The organism is Micromonospora sp. DT4 (assembly GCF_049841675.1).
GTDB lineage: Bacteria > Actinomycetota > Actinomycetes > Mycobacteriales > Micromonosporaceae > Micromonospora.
On sequence record NZ_JBNCKT010000049.1, the window covers coordinates 1 to 18,706 of the forward strand.

20 protein-coding genes and 2 pseudogenes are annotated in these 18,706 nt (G+C 72.9%); 12 read left to right on the plus strand and 10 right to left on the minus strand.

All coding sequences use genetic code 11. The features are described 5' to 3' along the window. Window positions 1-341 precede the first annotated feature (341 nt). From ACLQ24_RS15865 to ACLQ24_RS15885, 5 genes and pseudogenes are all read left to right on the plus strand, one after another. A pseudogene (locus tag ACLQ24_RS15865) lies at window positions 342-743 on the plus strand (metal-sulfur cluster assembly factor); the annotation flags it as partial. 221 nt (window positions 744-964) lie between these two features. Further along, on the plus strand, window positions 965-1,564 hold the full coding sequence (locus ACLQ24_RS15870) for a TIGR03086 family metal-binding protein (protein WP_425892373.1): 600 nt from the start codon (window positions 965-967) through the stop codon (window positions 1,562-1,564). A gap of 475 nt (window positions 1,565-2,039) precedes the next feature. Further along, on the plus strand, window positions 2,040-2,675 hold the full coding sequence (locus tag ACLQ24_RS15875) for a LysE family transporter (RefSeq protein WP_425892374.1): 636 nt from the start codon (window positions 2,040-2,042) through the stop codon (window positions 2,673-2,675). Window positions 2,676-2,712: 37 nt separating this feature from the next. Then, the gene (locus tag ACLQ24_RS15880) at window positions 2,713-3,375 is read left to right on the plus strand and encodes an acVLRF1 family peptidyl-tRNA hydrolase (protein WP_425892376.1); all 663 of its coding nucleotides are present in this window, start codon (window positions 2,713-2,715) and stop codon (window positions 3,373-3,375) included. Window positions 3,376-3,415: 40 nt separating this feature from the next. Then, window positions 3,416-3,550 (plus strand): hypothetical protein, encoded by a 135-nt coding sequence (locus tag ACLQ24_RS15885; protein WP_425892378.1) that lies wholly within the window; start codon window positions 3,416-3,418, stop codon window positions 3,548-3,550. A gap of 62 nt (window positions 3,551-3,612) precedes the next feature. Here ACLQ24_RS15885 and ypfJ read toward each other — a convergent pair whose 3' ends face one another. Continuing rightward, window positions 3,613-4,539, minus strand: coding sequence for a KPN_02809 family neutral zinc metallopeptidase (gene ypfJ, locus ACLQ24_RS15890; RefSeq protein ID WP_425892379.1), 927 nt, complete (start codon window positions 4,537-4,539; stop codon window positions 3,613-3,615). A gap of 265 nt (window positions 4,540-4,804) precedes the next feature. On the opposite strand from ypfJ, the gene ACLQ24_RS15895 reads away from it, so the two are divergent. Further along, window positions 4,805-6,409 carry an ABC-F family ATP-binding cassette domain-containing protein gene (locus ACLQ24_RS15895; RefSeq protein ID WP_425892381.1) on the plus strand — a complete coding sequence of 535 codons (1,605 nt, stop codon included), beginning with the start codon at window positions 4,805-4,807 and terminating at the stop codon, window positions 6,407-6,409. Between the two features lie 38 nt (window positions 6,410-6,447). Here ACLQ24_RS15895 and ACLQ24_RS15900 read toward each other — a convergent pair whose 3' ends face one another. Next, the gene (locus ACLQ24_RS15900; protein WP_425892383.1) at window positions 6,448-7,047 is read right to left on the minus strand and encodes a cadmium resistance transporter; all 600 of its coding nucleotides are present in this window, start codon (window positions 7,045-7,047) and stop codon (window positions 6,448-6,450) included. 200 nt (window positions 7,048-7,247) lie between these two features. On the opposite strand from ACLQ24_RS15900, the gene ACLQ24_RS15905 reads away from it, so the two are divergent. From ACLQ24_RS15905 to ACLQ24_RS15915, 3 genes are all read left to right on the plus strand, one after another. Next, a complete protein-coding gene (locus tag ACLQ24_RS15905) occupies window positions 7,248-7,475 on the plus strand; it encodes a helix-turn-helix domain-containing protein (protein ID WP_007462679.1) in 228 nt (75 codons plus the stop codon). A 46-nt stretch (window positions 7,476-7,521) separates the two neighbouring features. Beyond that, a complete protein-coding gene (locus ACLQ24_RS15910; RefSeq protein ID WP_425892385.1) occupies window positions 7,522-8,289 on the plus strand; it encodes an enoyl-CoA hydratase/isomerase family protein in 768 nt (255 codons plus the stop codon). Between the two features lie 113 nt (window positions 8,290-8,402). After that, on the plus strand, window positions 8,403-10,379 hold the full coding sequence (locus ACLQ24_RS15915) for an ABC transporter ATP-binding protein (protein WP_425892421.1): 1,977 nt from the start codon (window positions 8,403-8,405) through the stop codon (window positions 10,377-10,379). Between the two features lie 83 nt (window positions 10,380-10,462). On the opposite strand, the pseudogene ACLQ24_RS15920 reads toward ACLQ24_RS15915, so the two are convergent. From ACLQ24_RS15920 to ACLQ24_RS15950, 7 genes and pseudogenes are all read right to left on the minus strand, one after another. After that, window positions 10,463-11,017: pseudogene (locus tag ACLQ24_RS15920) on the minus strand (transcriptional regulator); the annotation flags it as partial. Continuing rightward, window positions 11,018-11,623, minus strand: a complete 606-nt coding sequence (gene mug, locus ACLQ24_RS15925) for a G/U mismatch-specific DNA glycosylase (protein WP_425892386.1) — start codon at window positions 11,621-11,623, stop codon at window positions 11,018-11,020. A gap of 23 nt (window positions 11,624-11,646) precedes the next feature. Continuing rightward, window positions 11,647-12,408: an SDR family oxidoreductase gene (locus tag ACLQ24_RS15930; RefSeq protein WP_425892388.1), complete on the minus strand. Its 762-nt coding sequence runs from the start codon at window positions 12,406-12,408 to the stop codon at window positions 11,647-11,649. Beyond that, window positions 12,393-12,962 (minus strand): hypothetical protein, encoded by a 570-nt coding sequence (locus ACLQ24_RS15935; protein ID WP_425892389.1) that lies wholly within the window; start codon window positions 12,960-12,962, stop codon window positions 12,393-12,395. Before ACLQ24_RS15935 ends, ACLQ24_RS15930 begins: the two co-directional genes overlap by 16 nt. Further along, complete coding sequence (locus tag ACLQ24_RS15940) at window positions 12,959-13,777, minus strand: DUF692 domain-containing protein (RefSeq protein WP_425892391.1); 819 nt, start codon at window positions 13,775-13,777, stop codon at window positions 12,959-12,961. Before ACLQ24_RS15940 ends, ACLQ24_RS15935 begins: the two co-directional genes overlap by 4 nt. After that, a complete protein-coding gene (locus ACLQ24_RS15945; protein WP_425892393.1) occupies window positions 13,774-14,694 on the minus strand; it encodes a TIGR04222 domain-containing membrane protein in 921 nt (306 codons plus the stop codon). Before ACLQ24_RS15945 ends, ACLQ24_RS15940 begins: the two co-directional genes overlap by 4 nt. A 138-nt stretch (window positions 14,695-14,832) precedes the next feature. Continuing rightward, window positions 14,833-15,405 (minus strand): TetR/AcrR family transcriptional regulator, encoded by a 573-nt coding sequence (locus ACLQ24_RS15950; RefSeq protein ID WP_234591495.1) that lies wholly within the window; start codon window positions 15,403-15,405, stop codon window positions 14,833-14,835. Between the two features lie 77 nt (window positions 15,406-15,482). Between ACLQ24_RS15950 and ACLQ24_RS15955 the strand changes: the two genes are divergently transcribed. The 3 genes from ACLQ24_RS15955 (at window position 15,483) to ACLQ24_RS15965 (ending at window position 18,170) form a co-directional block, all read left to right on the plus strand. Then, entirely contained in the window at window positions 15,483-16,343 is an 861-nt protein-coding gene (locus ACLQ24_RS15955) for a carbon-nitrogen hydrolase family protein (protein ID WP_425892394.1), read from the plus strand. A gap of 65 nt (window positions 16,344-16,408) precedes the next feature. After that, entirely contained in the window at window positions 16,409-17,053 is a 645-nt protein-coding gene (locus ACLQ24_RS15960; protein WP_425892396.1) for an HAD family hydrolase, read from the plus strand. Window positions 17,054-17,237: 184 nt separating this feature from the next. After that, the gene (locus ACLQ24_RS15965; protein WP_425892398.1) at window positions 17,238-18,170 is read left to right on the plus strand and encodes an RIO1 family regulatory kinase/ATPase; all 933 of its coding nucleotides are present in this window, start codon (window positions 17,238-17,240) and stop codon (window positions 18,168-18,170) included. 49 nt (window positions 18,171-18,219) lie between these two features. On the opposite strand, the gene ACLQ24_RS15970 is transcribed toward ACLQ24_RS15965, so the two are convergent. Continuing rightward, a complete protein-coding gene (locus ACLQ24_RS15970) occupies window positions 18,220-18,468 on the minus strand; it encodes a DUF2630 family protein (protein WP_425892400.1) in 249 nt (82 codons plus the stop codon). Between the last annotated feature and the right edge of the window lie 238 nt (window positions 18,469-18,706).

Sequence of the window (18,706 nt, forward strand, 5' to 3'; positions counted from 1 at the left end):
GCGATGGCCCGACAGTCACCGGTGCACTCGAACCCCGATCGGCCCGAGTGAGACAAGGGTGCACCAATGAGCGAGCGTCAGCGAGCGATTTCCAGCAGCACTGTGGTGCCTGGTGGCATCACGAAGCGAACCGGAGGGACGGCATGAGCGAGAACACCGCTACCGCGGCGACGCCGGAGGCCGGTGACGCCACCGCGGCACCGCAGGCCGACGCCGTGACGACCGACGGAGCCGCGACGACCACCGCCGCTGCGACCGACGACGCGCCGACCAACGACGCTGCGACCACCGCCGCAGCGACCGACGACGCTGCGACCACCGCCGCAGCGACCGACGACGCGGCGACCGACGACGCTGCGACCGACGACGCTGCGACCCCGGGGGCCGGCGACGCCGCCACCTCGGCGGGCGGGGTCAGCAAGGCCATGATCGCCGACATCGAGGAGGCGATGAAGGACGTCGTCGACCCGGAGTTGGGCATCAACGTGGTCGACCTGGGTCTGGTGTACGGGGTGCACGTCGACGACGAGAACGTCGCGACCCTGGACATGACGCTCACCTCGGCGGCCTGCCCGCTGACCGACGTGATCGAGGACCAGGCGCGGCAGGCGCTGACCACCGGCCCCGGCGGCGGCCTGGTCAACGACATCCGGATCAACTGGGTGTGGCTCCCGCCGTGGGGCCCGGACAAGATCACCGACGAGGGCCGGGACCAGCTCCGTTCCCTCGGCTTCAACGTTTGACCCGTTCCACAGTCGTCGAGCGCGGTGCCCTCTGGGTGCCGCGCTCGATCCGTTGTGGGATGCGGTCAAAATCCGTTGTGGGATGCGGTCCAACGACTAGTGGAACGGATCGTTCCGGTCTGCTGGGCTGAAGTCAGAACAGAGCGGAACATTCCGTTTCGCAATCAGGCGAACCTGCTCGTCTGACGGGGTCGGCGGAGAGGGTCGGGACAAGGAACGAGTTGGCAGCGGGGCAGTGGCGGATTGTGCTCGACGAGGCGCACAGGGCGCTGCGGACGACCGCCCAGGGGATTCCGGCCGACGCCTGGGACCGGTCCACCCCCTGCGAGCGGTGGACCGTCACCCAGGTGCTCCAGCACGCGACCGGCGACCAGATCGGCTACGCGGCGGCGATCACCGGCGGGGTGGGACCCGACGAGGACCCGTTCGCGCCCTCCGGGCGGATCGAGGGGGACAAGCTGATCGGGCTGAACTCCGCCCTCGACGCGTCCGCCCGCGCCTGGGCAGGTGTCGGCGACGACGACCCGCAGGTGCCGACGCCGCTGCCACAGGGCGCGCTGCCGGCCCAGGCGGCAGCCGTGGCCTGCGCCCTCGATGCCGTGGTGCACGCCTGGGACATCGCGGTGGCCACCGGCCAGCCATCCCCGCTCCACGACGACCTGGCCCGCCCCCTGCTCGAGGTCGCACGGCAGATCGTCGAGCCGCTGCGGGCCTATGGCGCGTACGCGGCAGCGCTCGATCCCGGCGAGAAGGCCGACGAAGTCAGCGTCCTGCTCGCCTACTTCGGCCGCGACCCCCAGTGGCCCGGAACGCGGGACTGATCGCCCTGGCGGGGCCAAGATCGTGCTCGATCGGTGATGTTCAGTGATGTAGTGGCCTCGGTGCGTCGCCGAGGCCACTACATCGTGGTACATCGTGGTTCGAGCACGATCTTGCTCGGTGTCGTCGTTCGCGGCTCGCCTCCGGTGGGCTCGCAGGCCGGCCGGCCGCTAGATCCGCGCAACTTCACTGATGTTGCTGTTTCCGACACGGCTGAGGCAGCAACATCGGTGAAGTTGTGAGGATCTTGGCGCGGGGCGCGGGGCGCGGGGCGCGGGGCGCGGGGCGCGGGGCGCGGGGCGCGGGGCGCGGGGCGCGGGGCGCGGGGCGGGGAAATCTGTTGCGGGGGTGCGGGGCGGGGCGCAGGATGCCGACTGTGATTGAGGCGTACCCGATGAAGGTCCTGGTCCCTGCGACGACCCCCGGTCGTCGACAGCGGCCGGTGCCGGGGCGGGCCTCTATTCGTCGCCCGTCGTCGTGAGCGGGGCGTTCCTCGCCGGCCTGGTGGCCGGCTACGGCGTCGCCATCCCCGTCGGCGCGATCGCGATCCTCATCCTGGGGCTCAGTGCCCGTACCTCGTTCCGGGTCGGTGTGGCGGCGGCGCTCGCGGTGGCGACGGCCGACGGGCTCTACGCGGCGGTGGCCGCGCTGGGCGGTGCCAGCCTGGCCGGGGTCATCGCGCCGGCCGCCGGTCCGCTGCGGGTGGTCGCCGCCGTGGTCCTGTTGGCGCTCGCCGTGCACGGCTTCTGGCGGACCTGGGCCGCCCACCGTTCACGGGAGACGCCGACGGCGCGGGGCGGTCGGGGCGGCATGGGCAGTCCGGGCCGTGCCTACGCGGCGCTGCTCGGGTTGACCCTGCTGAACCCGACGACGGTGCTCTACTTCGTCGCGTTGGTGCTCGGTCGTTCGGACACGGCCGACGCGGGACTGCTCCGGGCGACACTGTTCGTGGCCGGTGTGTTCCTGGCCTCGGCGAGCTGGCAGCTGCTCATCGCCGGCGGCGGCACGGTGGTCGGCCGCGCCCTGACCGGCCCGCGCGGCCGGCTGGTCACCGGCGTGCTCTCCAGCGTGCTCATCGCCGCGCTGGCGGTGGCGGCGCTGCTGCCGGGCTGACGGTCTCCCCGTGCCGGCCGTGGCGTACGGTCGGGCGATGACCAGTCGACCCGCCGCCGGGGGAGGCCGGTGGGTCGAGGTCGACCCGGCCCGCGTCGGCCGCTGGGTGGAGGGCTTCGCCGACCGGCACGGCCCGCACACCACGACCGGGCGGGAGTACGGGCTGCTGCTCACCGCCGCCGACGGGGCGACCGCCGAGGTGTACGCCCCACCCGGGGTGCCGGCCCGCGACGACGTCGCCGGGTTCGTGGCCTCGGTCGTCGTGCCCCGCCGGATCGGCCTGCTGCTGGCCCGCAAGGGCGCGGTGGCGATCGGCGTGGCGCAGGGCGCCGACCTGGTGGTCTCCAAGGTGGACACCCGGTACGTGCAGGGTCGCACCGCCGCCGGTGGGTGGTCGCAGCACCGGTTCGCCCGGCGGCGCGACAACCAGGCCAAGGCGGCGTTGGGCGACGCGGCGGACCTGGCCGTACGGCTGCTGCTGCCGGAGGCGGCGAAGCTGGCGGCCCTCGTCTGCGGTGGTGACCGGCGGGCCGTGGACACGGTGCTGGTGGACCGGCGGCTGGCCCCGCTCGTGCCGCTGCGTGCCGAGCGGCTGCTCGACGTGCCGGAGCCTCGGCATGCGGTGCTGGTGGCCGCGGTGGGCGCGGCCCGGGCGGTACGGATCAGGCTGCGCGACCCGGCACCCGACGCTGCGGAGTGACGCGTACGAGATCAGGGAGGCCCGGCGGCTCGCCGACGACGTGGTCCTGGGCTATCTGGAGGTCGAGTTCGGCTCCACCGACCGGCCGGCGCTGACCGTGTACCTCGGCGTGCTCGTGCGGCGGGTCGGGGAGGTCTGGTTGATCGGGCAGTACCAGGTGTCGCGGCTCGACTGACGGTCGGACGACAGCGTGCCAGGCCTGCTCGGCAGGCCTGCCACGATCGTGCGGTACGGATGTCAGAGCTGATCGGTGCCGAAGGTGTCGCAGGTCTTCGGGTCGCCCTGGTCGTAGCCCTGGCTGAACCAGCGCTTGCGCTGCTCGGACGTGCCGTGGGTGAACTGGTCGGGGTTGACCTGACCGCCGGAGCGCTCCTGGATGCTGTCGTCACCGATCGCCTCGGCGGCGTCGATGGCCTGACTGACGTCGGCCTCGGTGATCGACTTGAACAGTGGCTTCTCGCCGGTTCTGTCCTTGCTCTCGCTGGCGTGCTTGGCCCAGGCGCCCGCGTAGCAGTCGGCCTGCAACTCCAGCCGGACGGAGGCGGAGCGGGGGCCGCTCTGGTCGCCCTGACCGGCCTTCGCGTTGGTACCGAGCAGGTCCTGGACGTGGTGGCCGTACTCATGAGCGAGGACGTACGGCTGGGCGAACTCGCCCTTGGCCCCGAACCGGGAGGCCAGCTCGTCGTAGAAGCTCAGGTCGATGTACACCTTCTGGTCGGCGGGGCAGTAGAACGGGCCGACGCCCGAGTCGGCCTGCCCACAGCCGGTGTTCACGGCCGCCTGGAAGAAGTTCGTGGTGGTGGGCTCGTACGTGCCGTTGCCCAGCTTCGGGTACGCCTTCTGCCAGTAGCCCTGGATGCTGTTGACGTAGAGCAGGTTGCGGCAGCGCGCGTCCTGGAGACGGTCCGGGTTCGCGGTGGAGCACACCTGGTCCAGGTCGTCGCCTCGGGCCTGTCCACCCTCGTCGCCATTGTTCATGGCGTTGAGGCCGAAGCCCCCGCCGAGCAGGGCGATGAGCACGGCTACCACGATGCCGATGATGCCGCCCCGGCCGCCGCCTCCCGGGATGGGGATGCCGATGCCGCCGCCCGACCCGCCGCCGCTGCCGTGACCCAGGTCGTTGGCCTGGGAGGTGTCGAGCTCGGCCTGCTCGTTGAGTTCCATGGTGACCCCGATCGCCTGATGTCGATGAATGTTGTTTGTATATCGTTTCGTCGCCTGAGTGCCGGACGGGGTCCGGACAGGCGTTCCGGTACCCGATGATCTTGATTGGTAATCCGAGCGGATCGTACGTGAGCGCCCGGTACACTTGTCGCCGTGCCGCGCTGCGAAGGCTGAACCCCCCCGCGCCGACGGGCCCACCGCCCGCCGGCGCTTTCGCGTGCCCTGAGTCAGCCTTCCAGACCCCCCCGAGAGCGAGTCCCACGAGATGATCACTGCCACCGGCCTGGAGCTGCGTGCCGGCTCCCGGATCCTGCTGTCCGACACCACCCTGCGCGTGCAGCCCGGTGATCGGATCGGCCTCGTCGGCCGCAACGGCGCCGGCAAGACCACCACCCTCAAGGTGCTCGCCGGTGAGGGGCAGCCGTACGGCGGCCAGATCGACCAGCGCAGCGCCATCGGCTACCTCCCGCAGGACCCCCGCACCGGCGACCTGGAGGTCACCGGCCGCGACCGGGTGCTCTCCGCCCGCGGTCTGGACGTGCTGATGGCCCAGATGAAGGAGGTCGAGGAGCGCCTCGCCGAGGACGCCGACGACAAGTTGGTCCGCCGCTACGGCGTGCTGGAGGACCAGTTCGCCGCCCTGGGTGGGTACGCCGCCGAGGCCGAGGCCGCCCGGATCTGCGCCAACCTCGGGCTGCCGGACCGCGCGCTCGCCCAGACCATCGGCACCCTCTCCGGCGGTCAGCGCCGGCGTATCGAGCTGGCCCGGATCCTGTTCCGCGACGCCGGTGAGAACGGCGGCGGCATCCTGCTGCTCGACGAGCCCACCAACCACCTCGACGCCGACTCGATCACCTGGCTGCGCGGCTTCCTCGCCAACCACAAGGGCGGGCTCATCGTGATCTCCCACGACGGCGCGCTGCTGGAGTCGGTGGTCAACAAGGTCTGGTTCCTCGACGCCACCCGTTCCGTGATCGACGTCTACAACCTGGGTTGGAAGGCGTACCTGGAGGCCCGCGAGACCGACGAGCGACGCCGCCGCCGCGAGCGGGCCAACGCGGAGAAGAAGGCCGGCGCGCTGATGGCGCAGGCCGACAAGATGCGGGCAAAGGCCACCAAGACCGTCGCCGCGCAGAACATGGCCCGCCGCGCCGAGAAGCTGATCTCAGGCCTGGAGGAGGTACGCGTCGCCGACCGGGTGGCGAAGGTGCGCTTCCCCAGCCCGGCCCCGTGCGGCAAGACGCCGCTGACCGCGACCGGCCTGTCCAAGTCGTACGGCTCGTTGGAGATCTTCACCGACGTCAACGTCGCCGTGGACCGGGGTTCCCGGGTGGCCATCCTCGGGCTCAACGGCGCTGGCAAGACGACGCTGCTGCGAATGCTCGGCGGCCTGCTCAGCCCCGACACCGGCGGGGTGCACGCCGGGCACGGGCTGCGGTTGGGCTACTACGCGCAGGAGCACGAGACGCTGGACGTGGAGCGGACGGTGCTGGAGAACATGCGCGCCGCCGCGATCGAGCAGTCCGACACCGATCTGCGCAAGATCCTCGGCGCGTTCCTGTTCTCCGGCGACGACGTGAACAAGCCGGCCGGGGTGCTCTCCGGCGGCGAGAAGACCCGGCTGGCCCTGTCCACGCTGGTCTGCTCGGGCGCCAACGTGCTGCTGCTCGACGAGCCGACGAACAACCTCGACCCGGTCAGCCGCGAGCAGGTGCTCGACGCGATCGCCAACTATCCGGGCGCGATCGTGCTGGTCACGCACGACCCGGGCGCGGTGCTCGCGCTCAAGCCGGACCGCGCGATCCTGCTGCCCGACGGCGACGAGGACGCCTGGAGCGACGACCTCCTCGAACTGGTCGAGCTGGCCTGACCGCGCGCGGCCGTCGGGTCGGGCCGGAGGCCCGGCCGTCAGCCCAGCAGGTCGACCAGCCGGCCGAGCACGCCGGAGCCGACCAGGATCACCACGCCGATGCCGACGAAGATCGCCGGTACCAGCCAGTGCCCGGCGCGCTCCACCAGGCGTACCACCCGCCGGTGGCCGCCGAGCCACGCCGCGGCGGCGCACCACAGGCCGACGAGCAGCACGAAGACCAGCAGGAAGACCGCGCTGTCGCCGGGACCGAGGGCCCGGAACACGGGTACGTAGACGGCCACGTTGTCGGCGCCGTTGGCGATGGTCACCCCGGCGACGCCGAGCGTGCCGGTGACGACGGTGGCGGGCTCGTCGTCGTCGGAATGCCACAGCGCGCGGACGCCCAGCGCGATCGGCAGTAGGCCGAGCAGGCCGGTCCACGGGTCCGGCACGACCAGCAGCCCGGCGGCGACCACCGCGCTGGCCACCGCGAGCGCGCCGATGCCGAGGTACTGGCCGGTGACGATCTGCCAGGTGCGGGGCCGGCCGGTGGTGCGGGCCGCGACGAAGAACAGCGTGAGGATGACGATGTCGTCGATGTCGGTGGCGCCGAAGACCACGGCCGCGCCGGCCGCGGTGCCGAACAGGTCGATCACCCCGGGAGCGTACGGGTGGAGGCGTCAACGCGCCGGAGTGGCCCACTCGGGACCTCCTCGCGAGGATCACTCTATCGGGAACCTGACATTGCATAGCGTGTCGGTTGGCGAAGAGTTGATATCTGGCGCATGATCGTCCGAGGCGGTCTAATAGGTGGGACCGTATCCGAACCGCACAGTCTGGGACGTGAGGACACAGCATGGCAGCCACTGGCACAGCCACCAGCACTGAGAAGGGTCGCCGGATCGTCGGAGCCGAGCGTCAGACGCTCGCCAAGGACCTGGTAAAGCGGTACACCTCGGGGGAGAGCATCCGCGCGCTGGCGGCCTCGACCGGCCGTTCCTACGGGTTCATCCACCGAGTGCTCACCGAGTCCGGGGTTCAGCTGCGTCAGCGCGGCGGCGCCCGGCGCCGCAAGAAGGCGTGACCCGCCCCTTCGCGTCGTTCACCACCGCCGCGCCCCGGGCAGCCCGGTGACCGCCGAGGCGACCGGGGTTCGGCTGACCTGCGACGGGCCGGTTGCCACGGTGACGTTGTGCCGGCCCGACGTGCTCAATGCCCAGACGCCTGAGATGTGGCGCGCGATGAGCGACTTCTCCCGCGACCTGCCCGGCGACGTACGGGTGGTGGTGGTGCGGGGCGAGGGGCGTGCGTTCTCCGCCGGCCTCGACGTCGCGGTGGCCGGCGCCTCCGGCCCGGGGTCGTTCGCCGAGCTGGCCACGCTGCCCGAAGAGAAGTGCGCGGACCGGATCGCCGAGTTCCAGGGCGGCTTCACCTGGCTGCACCGGCCGGACGTCATCTCCGTGGCGGCGGTGCAGGGGCACGCGATAGGCGCCGGCTTCCAGCTTGCCCTCGCCTGTGACCTGCGGGTCCTCGCCACCGACGCGAAGTTCTCGATGGCCGAGGTGACGCTCGGGCTGGTGCCCGACCTGGCCGGTACGAAGCGCCTCGTCGAACTCGTCGGTTATTCCCGGGCGCTGGAGATCTGCGCGACGGGCCGCCGGCTGGACGCCGCCGAGGCGGACCGGATCGGTCTGGCCACTCTCGTCGTACCCCCGGCGGAGCTGGACGACGCGGTCCGTGACCTCACTGCGGGCCTGCTGGCCGGCGCCCGCGACGCGGTGGTGGAGATCAAGGCGCTGCTCGCTGGCGCGGCCGGGCGGTCGCACGCCGACCAGCAGCGGGCCGAGCGGGAGGCGCAGACCCGCCGCCTGCGCGATCTCGCCGGCCGGGGCGAATAGTAAGGACCGCACGGGAAGATCCAGGTTACGACCGAGGTTGTCACAGCTGTCGGGAGAATTGACCTGACAGTGCGGTCTGCCCGACAACCCGGAGGTGACTGGTGTCCAACCCGATGTCCGGCGGTGGCATGGCCGGGTGGAGCATGCTCCGGTCGATGCGCAACCGCGACGAGGTCTCCGCCCACCGGCTCAAGCGCGGGGTTGCCCGCCGCATCGTGGCCTTCGCCCAGCCCTACCGGCGCGACATCGTCGTGTTCCTGGCCACCGTCGTGCTCGCCGCCATCATCGGCGTCGCGACCCCGGTGCTCGCCGGTGACGTGATCAACGCGATCAACCGGGGCGGCACCGAGGCCGGTCAGCTCGTCATCCGGCTGGCCCTGTTCATCGCGGCGCTGGCGGTCGCCGACGCGCTGCTGTCCCTGGCCCAGCGGTGGTATTCCGCCCGCATCGGCGAGGGCATCATCCTCGACCTGCGCACCCGTGTCTACGACCACGTGCAGCGGATGCCGTTGCAGTTCTTCACCCGCACCCAGACCGGCGCCCTGGTCAGCCGGCTCAACAACGACGTGCTCGGCGCGCAGCGGGCGTTCACCTCCACCCTGTCCGGCGTGGTCAGCAACGTCATCCAGCTGGTGCTCACGGCCGCGGTGATGTTCACCCTCTCCTGGCAGATCACCGCGCTCTCGCTGGTGCTGCTGCCGATCTTCATCATCCCGGCGCGCCGCGTGGGCCGGCGGCTGGCCGACATCACGCGCGAGGCGTACAACCTCGACGCCAAGATGAGCGCGACCATGACCGAGCGGTTCGGGGTGGCCGGCGCGCTGCTGGTGAAGCTGTTCGGCCAGCCCGAGATCGAGGCCCGCAGGTTCGCCGACCGGGCCGAGCGGGTGCGTGACATCGGCATCCAGTCCGCCATGTACTCGCGGACGTTCTTCGTCGCCATGCTGCTGGTCGCCTCGCTGGCGCAGGCGCTCACCTACGGTCTCGGCGGCTGGCTCGCCGTCACCGGAGGCGTCAGCGCGGGCACCGTCGTGACCCTGGCGCTGCTGCTCACCCGCCTGTACGGGCCGCTCACCGCGCTCTCCAACGTCCGCGTCGACGTGATGAGCGCGCTGGTCTCCTTCGACCGTGTCTTCGAAGTGCTCGACCTCAAGCCCGGCATCGTGGAGAAGCCCGACGCGGTGCCGGTGCCCCGGGGCACCGGGCGGGTCGACTTCCGCGACGTGCGCTTCCGCTACCCGAGCGCCGCCGAGATCTCCCTCGCCTCGCTGGAGGAGGTCGCCACCCTCGACCGGACGGTCAACGAGCCGGTGCTCAAGGGTGTCTCGTTCAGCGTCGAGCCGGGGCAGATGGTCGCCCTGGTCGGCCCGTCCGGCGCCGGCAAGTCGACGCTGTCCATGCTCATCTCCCGGATCTATGACGTCACCGACGGGCAGGTGCTCGTCGGCGGGGTGGACGTCCGCGACGCGACGCTCGCCTCCCTGCGCGACGAGATCGGTGTGGTCACGCAGGATTCGCACCTGTTCCACGAGACGATCGCCGAGAACCTGCGTTACGCCAAGCCGGACGCCACCGACGACGACATCTGGGCCGCGCTCGCCGGCGCCCAGGTCGCCGACCTGGTCCGGTCGCTGCCCGACGGCCTGGACACGACGGTGGGGGAGCGCGGCTACCGCTTCTCCGGCGGCGAGAAGCAGCGCATCGCCATCGCCCGGCTGCTGCTCAAGGCCCCGTCGATCGTCATCCTCGACGAGGCGACCGCGCACCTCGATTCGGAGAGCGAGGCTGCGGTGCAGCGCGCGCTGTCGGTGGCGCTCGCCGGACGTACCGCCCTGGTGATCGCGCACCGGCTCTCCACCGTCCGCGACGCCGACCAGATCCTCGTGCTCGACGGCGGGCGGATCGTCGAGCGGGGGCGGCACGACGAGCTGGTCGCGGTCGGTGGCCTCTACGCCGAGCTGTACCGCACCCAGTTCGCGGTCGTCGACTCGCCCCGTCCCTTCGTGGACGCGACCGGCCCCGAGCCGGTGGTCATGCCCCTGGGCACGTACGTCGCCGACGAGGCCATGCCGCCCGCCGCCGCCAACTGACACGTCACGGTGTCGGTCGTGGGGCGGACTACGTCATGCCGCCGGGATGAAGTTCATCGCTCCGGCGGCCTCGTGGTCGTCGCTCATCTGCCCGCCCCTGTCCCGGTGAATCCGTCTGCCCGCAGGCTGTGGACGATCGAGGTTAGTTCCTGGGGCGACTGCGCGGAGATCCGGTCATCGTCCAAGAGTGGGATGCTGCGGTCCAAGAGTGACCGAGTCGCGGCGGGATCGTCGAGAGCGAGACCGCGTCGTGCGGTCAGCAGGGCCCAGACGTTATGGATGTTGAGGTCGACGAAGGGGTGTCCTGGGTCGAGATGCTGGACCAGATGCCGAAGAAGGATCGAGCCGTGCCAGTCCGCGAGCGTCCCGGGCATGAACGAGTCGTCGCGGTGGCGGTAGGGCACCTCGCCGACCCAGTACCGGCCGGCGGCGGTCGTGCGTCGGGTGAGCCATCCTGCCGCCGCCTTGGTGGGGTCCATGCCGGCAAGGAAGCAGGCCTGCCGGTGCAGCAGCACTGAAGCATCGTGCCTGGTGGCCGCGCGTTCGGCGAGCACGCGGAGATGAGCGAGGAACGTGCGTCTCTCATCAACCGCCAGGCTAGGGCCGGACGCGTCGGATCGGAGCACTGGCCCGCGCCTTCAGACCGGACGGCGGTCCGGCAGACCCGTGGCAAGCCGCAGTTCGGCGAACGCCGCGCCCAGCGTCACCGAGGTGAAGTGCGCGTTCAAGCCGCTCGGGTTCGGCAGCACCCACAGCCGTGCCCCGGCCAGCGACTCCGGCTGCGGCCCGAACGCGGCCTTGGGTCGCTGGAAACCGATCCGGTACGCGGTCACCCCGACCACGGCCACCCATTGCGGCCGGTGCCGGGCAACCTTGTCGGTCAGGATCGCCGCGCCGTCGAGCAGTTCCTCGGCGCTCAGCTCGTCGGCACGGGCGCTGGCCCGGGCGGCCATGTTGGTGATGCCGAGCCCGAGGGCCGGCAACTCGTCCTGCTCGCTCGGGTGCAGCAGTCGGGGAGTGAACCCGCCCAGGTGCAGCGCCGGCCAGAACCGGTTGCCCGGCCGGGCGAAGTGCCAACCGGTGGCCGCCGACCAGAGGCCGGGGTTGATGCCCACCAACAGCACCGCCAACCCCGGGGCGAGCACGTCGGGAATGGTCCGATCGGCGGCCGCCGCCAGGTCCGCCCGGGTGGGACGGGGATGCGCGGCACCCGCGCTGGTACGACGGCCCAGCGCCGGAGGCACATCGCCGGCTCGGCCACCCGCTGTCACAGGCCGCGCAGCGCGCCGCCGTCGACCGGCACGGTGAGGCCGGTCAGGTAGCTGGCGGCGGGGGAGAGCACGAACGCGGCCACCCGGCCGAACTCGGCCGGGTCACCGAGGCGTCGCAGCGGGATGCTCGCCTCCGCCTCGGCGCGGGCGCGCTCCGGGTCGCCGGTCGCGGCGAACAGCTCCCGGTTGCGGTCGGTGAGGATCCGGCCGGGCAGCAGGCCGACGACGCGTACGCCGCGCGGGCCAAAGTCGTCGGCGATGTCCTTGGCGACGCCGACCAGGCCGGGCCGCAGGCCGTTGGAGATGCCGAGGCCGGGCACCGGACCACGGGCCGAGGTGGACAGCACCAGCCCGATCGCGCCCCCCTCGGGCAGCGCCCCGGCGACCGTGCGTGCCGCGCGGACGGTGCCCAGGAAGACGGTCTCGAAGGAGTGCCGCCACTGCTCATCGGTGATCGCCGCGGCGTTGCCGGCGGGCGGGCCGCCGACCGAGATCAGCGCGCCGTCGAGCCGGCCGAAGTGCGTCCGGGCCGCCGCGACGAGCCGCTCGGGGGTCTGCGGGTCGGCCAGGTCGGCGGTGACGCCGACCGCCTTGCCCGGGCCGCCCAGGCGCTCGGCGGCGGCAGCCACCGCGTCGGCGTCGCGGGCCGAGAGCACCACCCGCGCGCCGTCGGCGACCAGGCACTGCGCCGTCGCGTAACCCAGGCCGCGGGAGGCGCCGGTGAGCACGTACACGCGGTCGGTCAGTCCGAGATCCATAACGCCGATCCTGCCCCATCCGGCGCGCTCCCGCCAACGTCCGCGGGTGGACGTGGGGCGGGGCGCAGCAGGCGTACCCGACCGGCGACCTGCACCGCGACGGCACCGCTGGCGCGGGCCACGGCCGGCAGCCGGCGCGGACGTGGCGCGGTGTGCCCGTCGTAGCGCAGGCTCGCCTCCCGGACGGCCAGCTCCTCCGCCCCGGCCGGCGGCAGGGTGTCGCGTTCCCGCAGCGCTCGGGCCAGGTCCCAGCCGTCGCGCAGCGAGCCCGCCGTGGGGCGGTCGGCGGCCCAGCCGGCGAAGGTCGCCAGCCATGCCGCGCCGAGGCCGGCAGCGAGCAGCGGCCAGTGCCGGGCCACCTCGCCGGCGCGTTTGCCCAGCAGCGCCGCCCGGGCGGCGGCGAGTGGCCCCGCCGCGAACCCGGCCGGCGGCGGGCCTCCGGCGACCAGCGCCGCGACCAGTTCCGCCTGCCGCGCGGCGAGGTCGGGGCGGGGTGGGGTCCGCTCGGGCGCGCCCTGCCGGCGGTCCCGGTCGCCGTTGACAGCGCCGGTCATGTCACGGCCGGGAAGCCGGATGCGGCGGCCAGGGCGTCCAGTTCGGCGCGCAGCTCGGCGGCCGGTGGGTAACCGCCGTCGCGTTCCAGCAGCAGCGCCGGTGGCCGCTGCCGGGCGCAGAGCGCGCCGACCAACTCCAACACCTCCGGCGGCACCGGATGGGTGTGCGTGTCGTGGTAGAAGCCGCCGCGCTCGGAACCACCGGCCACGTGCACGTAGCCGATCCGGTCCAGCGGCAGCCGGTCGAGCAGCGCGAGCGGATCGGTGCCCCGGTTGCGGGCGTTGGCGTGCACGTTGGCGACGTCCAGTAGCAGTAGCGCGCCGGTCCGGTCCAGGATCTCGGTGAGGAAGTCCGCCTCGTCCAGCTCGTCGTCGGGCCAGTCGAAGAGGGCGGCGATCGGTTCCAGCGCGATCGGCACCGGTAGCTGCTCCTGCGCCCGCGCCACGTTCGCGCAGACCGCGTCGAGCGCCTCCCGGCTGCGCGGCAGCGGCAGCAGATGCCCGGCCTCCAACCCGCCGGCCCGCACGAACGCGATGTGCTCGCTGACCAGCGGCGCGTCCACCCGCTGGGCGACCGCAGCCAGGTGGGCCACGCGGGCCGGGTCGACCGGCTCGGCGCCGCCGAGGGAGAGCCGCACCCCGTGGGGTACGACGGGCACGCCGCGCTCACGCAGCTGCGTCAGCCCGGTCGGGAGTGGCCCGCTCGCCGCCACCGACTCGGCCACCACCTCGACGAAGCGCAACCCGGGCAGCTCGGCCACGAAACCGGCGATCTCGGGACGCCAGCCGATGCCGACGCCGTACGGGCCGGTCATCCGCCGCACCCGCCCCCGCCACCGCACCCGCCCCCGCCCCCGCAGGAGCTGCCACCGCCGCAGGAGCTGCCGGTCGTACCCGACGATTCGCCGCCCGCACCCGACCAGCCGCTGCTGGCGATCACCTGGCGCTGGATCTCGGCCTGCTCGGCGAAGCCCGGGTCGATCGCCCACAGCGACGCCGTGCCGTACAGCGCCACGCCCATCGCCGCGCCGGCCGCGCCGTAGGTGGCGTACGCGGGGGACGCGTCGGGGGCGAGATGGTGGTGTCGGGTCCGCAGGTCGCGCAGCGCGCTGCGCCCGGCCCGCGTCGTCTCCGGTACGCGCCAGAGCAGCAGCGCCGCCACCAGCACGCCGGCCAGGGTGAGCAGCAGAAAGCCCACCGGCCGCCCGTTGACCAGGCCGGCGAACAGCCGTACGACGCCGAACACCAGGAGGGCGGCGAGGAGCAGCCGCCACTGTCGTGCGGTGGTCAGCCGCGCCTGGCTCACGAGCAGTCCACGCCCTTCGAGGCTGGTGCGGAGCTTGTCGAGCGCGGCAGCTACCCGCTGGTCCTGGCCGAGGTCCCGGGCATGGACGCGCCGGTGGGCGGCCCCGTGGATAGCCTGTTCCAGCGGCGTGAGCCCGGTCGGGGTCGGGCCGGTGGTGCGCAGGCGGCGATCCGGACCGACGCCGACCGCGTCGCTGCCCCGCAGGCCGCCCAGCGCGGCGTGTACCGCGAGGGCCGGCCCACCGTTGAGGTAGGCGACCTCCTGTGGGCCGAGCGGCTCGGCGACGAGGGGTTCCGTGCCGGTGGCGAGGCGTACCCGGTGCAGCACCGCGAGTGCGGTCACCACGACGGCCACCACGAGGTAGAGCCGGAGGAAGGTCGGGCCGGGAATGCCCCAGGTGTCGCCCGAGGCGGCGTGGACGATCATCGGCTGCTCCTGTCGCCGGAGGGGTCGGCGGCCCCATTGTGGAGCACCAACGCCATCCGGCTCGGCCGGGGCACCCGCGTCGTCGACGGAGGCGGAGACACGCGCCGGCACCGCTCAACGGCGGCGGTCCGCCTTCCCTCAGCGGCGGCGGACCGCCTCCTCGACCAGGTCGAGGACCGGGCCCAGGTCGCCGGCCGGTCGGCCCATCGCCAGGTGCAGCACCAGGCCGTCGTAGGCCAGCTCCAGGAACTGGGCCAGCACGTCGATTGGTACGTCCTCCCGCAGCACCCCGGCGTCGCGCTGGCGGGCCAACCGGTCCCGGGTCGCCTCGGCGATCGCGGCCGACCGCTCCGCCCAGCGCTTGGCGAACGCCGGATCGGTGCGCAGCCGGCGGGAGACCTCCAGTTGGCTGCCCAGCCAGCCGGTGGTGTCCGGCGAGACCGCGCGGGCCAGCAGATCGCGCATCACCTGCACCAGACCGTTGCGGGCGACCGTCTCGACCATGGCGGCGGCGTCGTCCTCCGCGACGGCGAGAAAGAGCGAGTCCTTGTCGCGGAAGTGGTGGAAGATGGCGCCCCGGGACAGCCCGGTGGCCTCCTCGAGGCGCCGTACTGTCGCCCCCTCGTAGCCGAGCCGGGCGAAACACGCCCGGGCCGCGGCAAGGATCTCCTGCCGGCGCGCATCGAGCTGGTCCTGACTTACTCTGGGCACACGTCGATCGTCGCAGGTCACCCCTTGCCGCGCAAACCGTACGTACGGCTTGGTAACCAGCCGTTTACGATCCTCCGGTGACCCGCTCCCACCCCGCGCCGTCCGACCCGCTGACCGTCGCCACCGTCCAGGCCACCCCCGCGCCGGGTGACGTCGCCGGAAACGCCGTGGCAGCCGCCGAGCTGGTCCTGGGCGCCGCCGGGCAGGGCGCCCGAGTGATCGTCCTGCCCGAGCTGTACCTGTGCGCGTACCACCCGCCGACCCTCGCCGCCGATCCGGTCGGCACCCACGTGGAGGCCGACCCGGCCGGGGTGGTCGCCGACGGTCGGCTCGACCCGCTGCGCGCCGCGGCACGGACCGCCGGGATCACCGTGGTGGTCGGCGCGGCGGTCCGGCACCCGGACGAGCGGCGGACCATCGCCGCTCTCGTGGTCGACCGCGCCGGTGCCGTCCGGGTCGGGTACGACAAGCAGCAGTTGTGGGGCGACGAACGCGAGCTGTTCAGCCCCGGCGTGCGGGGCGCCACGCTGCTCGTCGACGACTGGCGGCTCGGGCTGGGCATCTGCTACGACGGCTGCTTCCCCGAGCACGGCCGCGCCGCCGCGCTCGACGGCGCGCACGCCTACCTGTGCCCCAGTGGCTACCTGGCCGGCTCGGAGCATCGCCGGGACCTGTACTACGCGGCACGGGCCCTGGACAACACGATGTTCGTGGTGTTCGCCAACGCCGTCGGCGGCAGCGACCCGTGGCGGTTCAACGGCGGCGCGGCGATCTACGACCCGCAGGGTCGGACGCTCGCCCGGGGCGCTGACGAGGGCACGGACACGCTGGTGGCGACGCTCGATCCGGCCGCGCTCACGGCCACCCGGGCGGCCCATTCGATGCTCGCCGATCTGCTGCCGAGCCAGGGCGGCCCGCGGGTGGCGCTGACCGGTTGAGCCCACCGTCAGATCGACACACGCGGGCCCTGTTGGCGGACACGTCGGTCCCGTAGGGTGCCCGAGTGCCACTGCTCCTGCTGGACCTGGACAACACCCTGCTGGACCGGGCCGGGCCGTTCCGCCGCTGGGGTGAGCGCTTCCTGGACGGCATCGGCGCGCCTCCCACCGACATCGACTGGCTGATCTCGATCGACGCGGACGGGTTGACCGACCGCTGGGACCTGGCCGACGCGATCCGGGACCGCTACGAGCTGCGTATCCCCTCGATCGACCTGGTGGAGGAGCTGCACGACGGGGTGGTGGCGCAGACCCGACTCGATCCGCTGACCGCCTGCGCGCTGCGCATCGCCGACGACGCGGGCTGGGTGCCCGTGGTGGTGTGCAACGGCACGGTACGCGTGGAGGACGCCAAGATCCGTCGTACCGGCCTGGACCGCTACGTCGCCGACTGGGTGATCTCCGAGGAGGCCGGGGTCAGCAAACCCAACCCGCGGATCTTCGCGCTCGCCGCGCAACGGGTGCGGATGCCGCTGCGGGGCGCCTGGGTGGTCGGCGACAGCCCGGAGGCGGACATCGGCGGCGCGGCCGCGGTCGGGCTGCCCAGCGTCTGGCTGCACCGGGGGCGAACCTGGTCGGACGTCCGTTTCGCGCCCAGCCGCACGGTGGACGGGCTGATCGCTGCGGTCGCCACGGTGCTCGCGAGCTGACGCGTACCCGCCGTCGCGTCCCTGCCGTAATTCGGTTGACCCGTGCTCAGGGCTGCCGCGAGGATGAGCGGCGCATCGTGCACCGGGCGTACCGCCCGATCGAGGAGAGGAGGTCGGCCATGGCCGTCTTCGCAGGTCGCTTCCAGCTGCCTATCTCAGCCTCGACCAAGGGAATTTCACCACAGTGCGCGATCATGACCTCCCGGCGCTGGAGCGCCGGACCCGCGGCAAGCGCCGCTTCGACGACGACGAACCGCAGTTCCTGAAGCGGGCCCGGCCCACCGAGCCGCCCGCCGACCCCGACACCGAGCCCGACCCCGACACCGGCGAACGCTGGTCGTCCTGGGACGACGCGGTGCACGGACCACACCCGCACCCGGAGTGGCTGGTCACCGAGCTGGCCGCCAAGGACACCGAGCTGGGTGTGCTGAAGACCGGCAAGGAGGCGGACGTCCACCTGGTCCGCCGCGCGGTACCGGGCACGGACCGGTCCTGCCTGTTGGCGGTCAAGCGATACCGGGACGCCGAGCACCGGCTGTTCCACCGCGACGCCGGCTACCTGGAGGGTCGTCGGGTGCGGCGCTCCCGGGAGATGAGGGCGATGGCCGGCCGGACGGCCTTCGGCCGTCAGATGATCGCCGGGCAGTGGGCGGCGGCCGAGTTCGCCGCGCTGGCGCGACTCTGGGAGATCGGCGCCGGGCACGACCGGATCGCCGTGCCGTACCCCGTGCAGTTGCGGGGCACCGAGCTGATGCTGGAGTTCGTCGGCGACGCCGAGTCGGGCCTGGGGGCGCCCCGCCTGGCCCAGCTCCGGCCCGGCCCGGCCGAGCTGCGCGACCTCTGGGGCCAACTGGTCGAGGCGCTGCGTGTGCTGGCCCGGGCCGGCTACGCCCACGGCGACCTGTCGCCGTACAACCTGCTCGTGCACTCCGGGCGGCTGGTCGTGATCGACCTGCCGCAGGTGGTCGACGTGGTGGCGAACCCGCAGGGGCCCGAGTTGCTGGCCCGGGACGTGCGGGTGGTCAGCGCCTGGTTCGTGGCCCGAGGGCTGAGCGCCGAACAGGCCGACCCCGGCGCGTTGACCGGGGAGCTGCTGCGCGAGGCGGGCATCCGCTGACCGGAGCGGGTCGGGTGGCCCCAGCGGCTGCCCGACCCGCCCGTACCGATCACTGCAGGTAGCGTTCCACCTCGGGCTTGGGGCGTTCGCCCTGCGAGTCGGGGTCGCCGTGGGTGGCACGGGCGGCCCGGCGGCGGCGCAGCAGGTCCCAGCACTGGTCGAGGGATTCCTCCAGGGCGCGCAGCCGCTCGCTGGGCTCGCCCTCGGTGCCGGACTCGTGGGCCTGGGCCTCCGCGCGCAGCCGGTGCTCCTCGTCGACCAGCTCGGAGATCCGGTTCAGGATGGTCTTGTCGTCCATGCCACAGAGCCTGGCACAGGGTGCCCGTCATCGCCCGGATTCGGGGGGACCGGTGCGTCCTTGCTCACTGCGCTGTCCGGCCTCTGGGATCGCACGGACGTGATCCGGCGGGCGGGTCCGACGGTCGGCCGGCCCGACGGTCCGCCGTCGTCCGTGCCCGTCGACGGCGGCGGCCCCTCGCGTGTACGGGTGCGACCTGCGCCGGTGTCTCATCCTGACTATCCACTCAGGATATCTG